Consider the following 7,217-nt stretch of genomic DNA (forward strand, 5'->3'; position numbering starts at 1 on the left):
TATATATGTTTTTTGGCCTGTGCCAATTATCAAGCTTTCTTTCCAGTCCGAACTGGGCAATAGCCATAGAGCATGTTTTGTCGGTAATGGTCTTGTTGTCCAATGTGCGCATATAATTACTAATCTTGTTTGGAAGTATGATACTCACATCATAGCCATTTTCATCCAGGTGATAGGCGAATTTCTGATGGTATACACCTGTTGCCTCCATTACATACCGGACTTTAATGCTGCTGTCGGTTAATTTCAAAGACCAATCAAGTAGTGCCTTTATGCCTGTTTCACTATTTCTAAAAACCTTGTGTGCATAAAGTTCGATAGAAAAATCATCAAAGGTTCTGCCAAGGGTAACAACAAGCTCTTTTTGAGCTACATCTACTCCCATCACTTGTTTTAATACTTTTTTTATCAGTTAAAGTTTAGCTTTATAATTGATGAATCTCCCTTCGTTTTTTCTCCTGGTTGGATATTCTGGATATAGTGCAGTGCACAATTCCTTACATTCTGTTCAAACTCGAAAAGATAAAAAAGAATGAGGCAATTTCTTAAATACAATATGCTGATAAGCTATTTGGAATGTATGTGCTCTCATTCTTTCTCAATTATATCTACAAATTTATTACTTTGCAAACATAGGAGGAATGTAAGTTTCATTCAAGCTCAAGGTCTTATATTTTCTTACATTCCCTACATAGTTGTTTCGTTTTACAAAACCAACAATCCAAATTCCCTCAAAGTATTAATTGGCTTAGAGTACCAGAATAATTCGAAGTTTTCCATTTCGGTTTCAAAATCTGCTTTAACTTCAGCAAAAGAGTAAACCTTTTCGTTTGAAATGTGAATTTTACCTAAAATTGAAACCAACCATTCTCCTTCTTTCTTATTGGTCTGCACAACAAAACTCTCACGTTTATCATGAAATGTTAGTGAAGCCATTTCCCAGGAATTTCCTTTTTTCGATTTTGTAAAATATTCAGCTGATGGCTTACCTCCTATCCAAACCACTTTCGCAGTTGGTTTGGTATTGAAATTATCATCATCATTCAAAGCCATTTCAATAAAATCAGCCTGAATTTTTGTGTTTGGGATTTTAAAATCAAACCAATCCTGCAATTTATAGTCAAAACAAATTCCATGCATAAAATTGAAAAGAGATTTCTTTAATCCATAGCTAAATTTATTATGGTCGATGCCGGTTTTATCGATGTAATTGATGTCGTTATTGGCAAAAGTACCAATGATTTCTGTTTCCTTAACAACCCCAAATTTTTCAGGATACATACCTACAGGACTATGAGCAGTCATAGCAAACTGATGCCAAAAACCAGATTGCAATACACCAGCCTCAAATAACTGACGAACCATTTCTAGACTGTCTACAGTTTCTTGAACCGTTTGAGTTGGGTAGCCATACATCAAATAAGCATGTACCATAATTCCTGCAGAGGTAAAGTTTCGGGTCACTTTTGCCACCTGCTCTACAGTAACGCCCTTATCTATCAGTTTAAGTAACCTATCAGATGCGACCTCCAATCCGCCGGAAACCGCGATACAGCCAGATGCTTTTAGCAGTAAGCATAAATCTGCTGTAAAACTTTTCTCAAAGCGGATATTCGTCCACCAGGTAACAGCTAATTTTCTGCGGATGATTTCCAAAGCCACTTCCCGCATTAATGCCGGTGGCGCAGCTTCATCTACAAAATGAAAACCATTTTGACCTGTTTTGGTATATAAATCTTCAATTCTATCAACAATTTGTTTCGCTTGTACAGGTTCGTAAACCTTGATATAGTCTAAAGAAATATCACAAAAAGTGCATTTACCCCAATAGCAACCATGTGCCATGGTGAGCTTATTCCAACGTCCATCACTCCACATGCGGTGCATCGGATTAACGATTTCTATTACCGAAATATATTTATCAAGCAATAATCCTGTATAATCCGGCGTACCAACATCAGCTTGCTTATAATCTTTCCTAAATGAATCATTTCTGTAAACTACCTCGCCGTTTTCGAGCAAAAATGTACGTTTGTACATGTGCATTTCTTGTGGCACAGTGCCGTTTATGTTTTGAATCAGCAGATCAATTGGCAATTCTCCATCATCCAATGTGATAAAATCGAAGAATTCGAAGACTCGTTTATCAGAAAGTGAACGCAATTCTGTATTCGGGAATCCGCCACCCATTGATATTTTAATTTCAGGATGATTGGCCTTTATCCATTGTGCACAGCGAAAAGCACTGTATAAATTTCCAGGAAAAGGAACAGAAATCAAAAACAGTTTTGGTTGAATGGTTTCAATCTTATCTTTTAAAACCGAAATCAAAAGGTGATCAATGTAAGTTGCTTCTTGGTTTAAAGCTTTGTAAAGCTCATCAAACGAGTTGGCGCTTCTGCCCAAACGTTCAGCATATCGGCTAAAACCAAAATTTTCATCAATGCATTCTACAATATAATCGGAAATATCTTCCAGATAAAGTGTTGCCAGGTGTTTGGCTTTATCTTGCGTTCCCATTGCACCAAAAGCCCAATCTAATTCTTCTAATTGCGCAAAGCGAGATGCCTGAGGAAGAAAATCATCTCCACAAATTTGAAGTGCAAGTGTTGGATTTTTCCCTTGAAGAAAAGCAATTACCGCATCAATTGTTTTAAGATATTCATCCTTTAAAGCTAAAATGCGCTTTGCATTATCACTTTTAGGTTTTTCGTTATCAAATTGAAATAAGTTATGTAAACCTTTTTTAGAGAACAATTCCAAAATTACTTCAATACCTAAATCAGCTTGTGAAGAGGAAATGTTTTTAGTGTTGAGAAAACCCTTTATATACGCTGTAGCCGGATACGGAGTATTCAGTTGAGTGAATGGTGGCGTAATGGCGAAGATTTCGGTTTTCAAAAGGAATTTATTTATGCAAAAGTAAGGGAATTTTGGAAGAATAATTGCTTTTAATTGTTGTAGGAATGCTTCATACTTCGAAATAACAATTTGCGATAAAAAGTGGAAGTAATATTCTTTCTCAAAATTGCATCGAAAAATGCTAGTATTTATTCATTACGGTTAGCAGCGTATTTGCAAGTTCCTTTTCAGTAAATTCCTTTTCATAAAAGCGTCGTACCTTTTTGTTTACAAATAAGGTTGCAGGTATAGCGCCCGACCATTTTTTGTCAATCCGTTCTATGTATTGTTGTTGGTCTGGCTCGTTTAAAAGATAAACCTCAGCCTTTATGTTGTTCTTCAGCACAAATGGAATTACTGCTTTCTGTAATTTTGATTTAAAATCAAGGCTCGCCAAGAGTACTTTAACGGGCTTTTTAAGGCTTTCTAATCTTAATTTTTCAAAATTCGGCAACTCTGCTACACACGGAGAACACCAGGTAGCCCAGAAATTGATTACATAAGTTGTGTCCCTTCCATTAGCGATGCGTCTCTCCAAATCATCAAGCGTAAGCAACTTCACTTGTGCATTAACCGAATAAATAATTAAAGATAAGCAGATTATAAAAAATACACGCATGGTTTTATAATGAAGATTAAGGGCTTTTAGTATGTTTATTTTATCATAGGAGATATATAAGAACATACAAGCTAATATGTTTTTATGCGTCTGATATAGGTTGAATCTTATTTAAATGTCGAGCAAAGAGACTATTTAATTAACCGAGCCCGATTTTACTAAAACGCGTTGATAAGCAGGCAAATTCAAGTCATCAACAATTACACCCCGGTTGGTGCTGGCGTGAACAAAAAAACCGTTATTTAGGTAAACACCAACATGATCAACATCATTTCCTCCGAACGAAAAAAATACTAAATCGCCTTCTTTTAAGTTATCGACGCTTTTTTTATTTACAGCTTTGGCCTGATCGCGGGAAATTCGTGGTAAGGTGATGCCATAGATTTCTTTCTCTAATAAAAAGGCGAAACCAGAGCAATCGATTCCGTTCTTATCCAATCCGCCAAAACGATATTTTACGCCAGTCCAATCGGTAATGAATTTATAAAGCTGTTTACTTTTCAAATTTGACATTGCATCGGCTGCCTTCGCTGCCTTTGTTTCACTTTTAACAGTATATTTTCTGGAACCACATGCAGTTAAAACAAGCGTTAGTATTAAAATCAACCAAAAGGAATATTTTGTTTTTATCATGGTTTATAGTTCTTCAACCACTAATTTAAAGAGATAAGCACGGATAATTTTGCATACTATATCTGTGTTCATCTTTTTTATCTGTAGTTAATTTTCTAATTTTTTATCAATCTTTGTATCTCATCCAACTTCAACAATGCTTCAACTGGTGTCAACGCATTAACATCTAAATTATTCAGCGTATCGCGGATTTTAACCAAAACCGGGTCGTCAATCGCAAACATTTGCAATTGGTAAGCCTGATTCTGAACTTTCTTAATACTGTCCTTTATGCTTTGTCCCTCTGTCCTATCGATTTCCAGTTTCTTTAAAATCTCATTCGCTCTGCCGATTAATTTTGGTGGCATCCCCGCCATTTTCGCTACATGAATACCGAAACTGTGCTCACTTCCACCAGGAACCAATTTCCTTAAGAAAATAACTTTATTTGTCATCTCCTTAACTGAAACGTTGAAGTTCTTTATACGAGGCATCGTATTTGCTAACTCGTTCAACTCATGATAATGGGTAGCAAATAACGTTTTCGGACGAGAGGTTGGATGTTGATGCAAAAACTCTGCAATAGCCCAGGCAATGGAAATACCATCGTAAGTGCTCGTTCCGCGACCAATTTCATCTAATAATATCAAACTGTTATCCGAAATATTATTCAAAATACTGGCCGTTTCATTCATTTCTACCATAAACGTACTTTCGCCAGAAGAAATATTATCTGATGCACCAACACGGGTAAAGATTTTATCCACCAAACCCACATCAGCAGCTTTAGCAGGAACAAAACTTCCCATTTGTGCCATCAAAACAATCAAAGCCGTTTGCCTTAAAATTGCCGATTTACCAGCCATGTTAGGACCAGTAATCATAATTATTTGTTGCGAATCCGCATCCAGATAAACATCATTTGTGATGTATTCCTGACCTACCGGCAATTGCTTTTCGATAACTGGATGGCGACCACCTTTAATATCGAGCACTTTTTCTTTATTTATAGTTGGCTTAACGTAATGGTTTTTATCTGCTAATTGAGCAAAACATAATAAGCAGTCCAGTTGCGCAATTAAAAAAGAATCAAGCTGAATTGGCTTAATATAACTAGCCGTTTCGTACATCAATTCATTGTACAAACGAATTTCGATAGCCTGAATTTTCTCTTCAGCACCTAAAATTTGTTCCTCATATTCTTTAAGTTCTGGCGTGATGTATCGCTCTGCATTAACCAAAGTTTGCTTGCGAATCCAACCCTCCGGTACTTTATCTTTATGCGTATGTGTAACCTCTAAATAATAACCGAAAACATTATTGAAGGATATTTTCAGTGATGGAATTCCCGTTGCTTCTGCCTCACGTTTCTGAATTTGCACCAAATAATCTTTACCACCGAAAGCAATTTTACGCAAGCGGTCTAAATCTTCGTCGATGCCGTCATTAATTACATTTCCTTTAATCAGCAAAGCCGGCGGTTCAGATTGGAGTTCTCTCTCAATTCTCTCGCGAATTGCCAAACATGGATTTAGCTGATCGGCAATTTTAATTAGAAAAGGATTTTTGGAATTAGCAGCAAGGTTTTTAACTGCTTCGATGTGGATTAACGCTCTTTTTAAAGCTACCAATTCCCTCGGACCAACACGCTGTAAACCAACTTTAGAAATCAATCTTTCTATATCGCCTATTTGTTTAATATGGGTGAGAAATTCCTGTTGAATTTCTTCATTTTTCACAAAGAAATCTACCATTCCTAAACGCTCCTCAATTGGTTTTAGCTCTTTAAGGGGCATAATAATCCACTTTTGAAGTAAACGAGCACCCATCGGCGTACAGGTATGGTCGAGGATATGGAATAAAGTTACAGCGTTATCATTGGCAGAATGCACCAATTCCAAATTCCGAATGGTAAACCGATCCAACCACATGTAGCGGTCTTCCTCAATTCTGCTAATGGAAGTGATGTGCTGTAAATTGCGATGTTCCGTTTCGCCCAAATAATGTAAAATAACACCAGCTGCAATAATTCCGCTTTGTAAACGCTCTACGCCAAAACCTTTCAGCGAGGCTACTTCGAAATGTTTTGTTAAGGTTTCTTCGGCGTAATCTGAAGTATAGGGCCATTCATCCAAGCCGAAAGTATAAAATCTATCACCAAAATTTTCTGTAAAAACCTGACGTTTAGATTTCTGAAAAATTACTTCAGTAGGTTTAAATCCCTGCAAAAGTTTATCAATATAATCGCTGTTTCCCTGGGCAATCATAAATTCCCCAGTCGAAATATCTAAAAACGAAACCCCAATTTGGGTTTTATCGAAAAAAACAGAAGCTAAATAGTTGTTCGATTTCTGATTTAAAATATTATCGCCATAAGCTACCCCTGGCGTAACCAATTCAGTAACACCACGTTTAACAATAGTTTTTGTTGTTTTAGGATCTTCGAGCTGATCGCAAATAGCAACACGCTGCCCTGCCCTAACCAATTTCGACAAATAGTTATCTAAAGAATGATGCGGGAAGCCAGCTAATTCCAAAGCACCGCCATTCGGACCAGTACCTCTTCTGGTTAACACGATGCCCAAAATTTGAGCAGTTTTTATGGCATCTTCGCCAAAGGTTTCATAAAAATCTCCAACCCTAAAAAGTAAAAGTGCACCAGGGTACTTCGCTTTAATCGCGTTGTATTGCTGCATTAACGGGGTTTCTTTGTTCGTGTCTTTAGCCAAAACTGAAATTAATTTGCAAAAGCTATAAAGATAACATCATTCATCGTTCTATGGCTGTTTTGTTGAAAAGTTAAAAGATTGTTACTATTAATTAGGTGGTGGCCAATTAACAGTTAATGATGCTGACGATAGAACATTTAAACTTTATTAGAAAATGAACAGTTCAATACCTTTTGGAAACTTCAGTCCTGCTATACACTTTACTCCGTTGCACTCCGTGCTCGTTTCTATCAGTATCTATGTAATAAAAGTGATCTTAGTTCAAGTGGTCTTTAGCAGCCACAATTGTTAAATTTAACAAACAATAGAACTAAGATCATGACAAATTTAGCAGAAAAATTAGACTTTAGCGGCCA

At 36.5% G+C, this 7,217-nt stretch carries 5 protein-coding genes; all 5 read right to left on the reverse strand.

Annotated elements, in window-relative coordinates; translation table 11 throughout:
• Positions 1-385 (reverse strand): transposase (locus tag LUA91_RS20510; protein ID WP_231427985.1); only part of this gene is annotated, 385 nt, incomplete at its 3' end.
• Positions 386-705: 320 nt separating this feature from the next.
• Entirely contained in the window at positions 706-2,901 is a 2,196-nt protein-coding gene (locus tag LUA91_RS20515; RefSeq protein WP_231427986.1) for a radical SAM protein, read from the reverse strand.
• 142 nt (positions 2,902-3,043) lie between these two features.
• Positions 3,044-3,586 carry a TlpA disulfide reductase family protein gene (locus LUA91_RS20520; RefSeq protein ID WP_231427987.1) on the reverse strand — a complete coding sequence of 181 codons (543 nt, stop codon included), beginning with the start codon at positions 3,584-3,586 and terminating at the stop codon, positions 3,044-3,046.
• Between the two features lie 69 nt (positions 3,587-3,655).
• Positions 3,656-4,153: a C40 family peptidase gene (locus tag LUA91_RS20525; protein WP_231427988.1), complete on the reverse strand. Its 498-nt coding sequence runs from the start codon at positions 4,151-4,153 to the stop codon at positions 3,656-3,658.
• Positions 4,154-4,248: 95 nt separating this feature from the next.
• Complete coding sequence (mutS, locus tag LUA91_RS20530; RefSeq protein WP_231427989.1) at positions 4,249-6,861, reverse strand: DNA mismatch repair protein MutS; 2,613 nt, start codon at positions 6,859-6,861, stop codon at positions 4,249-4,251.
• Positions 6,862-7,217: the final 356 nt, after the last annotated feature.

The sequence above is a fragment of the Pedobacter sp. Leaf250 genome, from assembly GCF_920984735.1.
GTDB lineage: Bacteria > Bacteroidota > Bacteroidia > Sphingobacteriales > Sphingobacteriaceae > Pedobacter.

Coding starts and splice junctions, on each gene's coding strand:
- LUA91_RS20525 (WP_231427988.1), bottom strand. CDS start 4,153: ATGATAAAAACAAAATATTCCTTTTGGTTGATTTTAATACTAACGCTT.
- LUA91_RS20520 (WP_231427987.1), bottom strand. CDS start 3,586: ATGTTCTTATATATCTCCTATGATAAAATAAACATACTAAAAGCCCTT.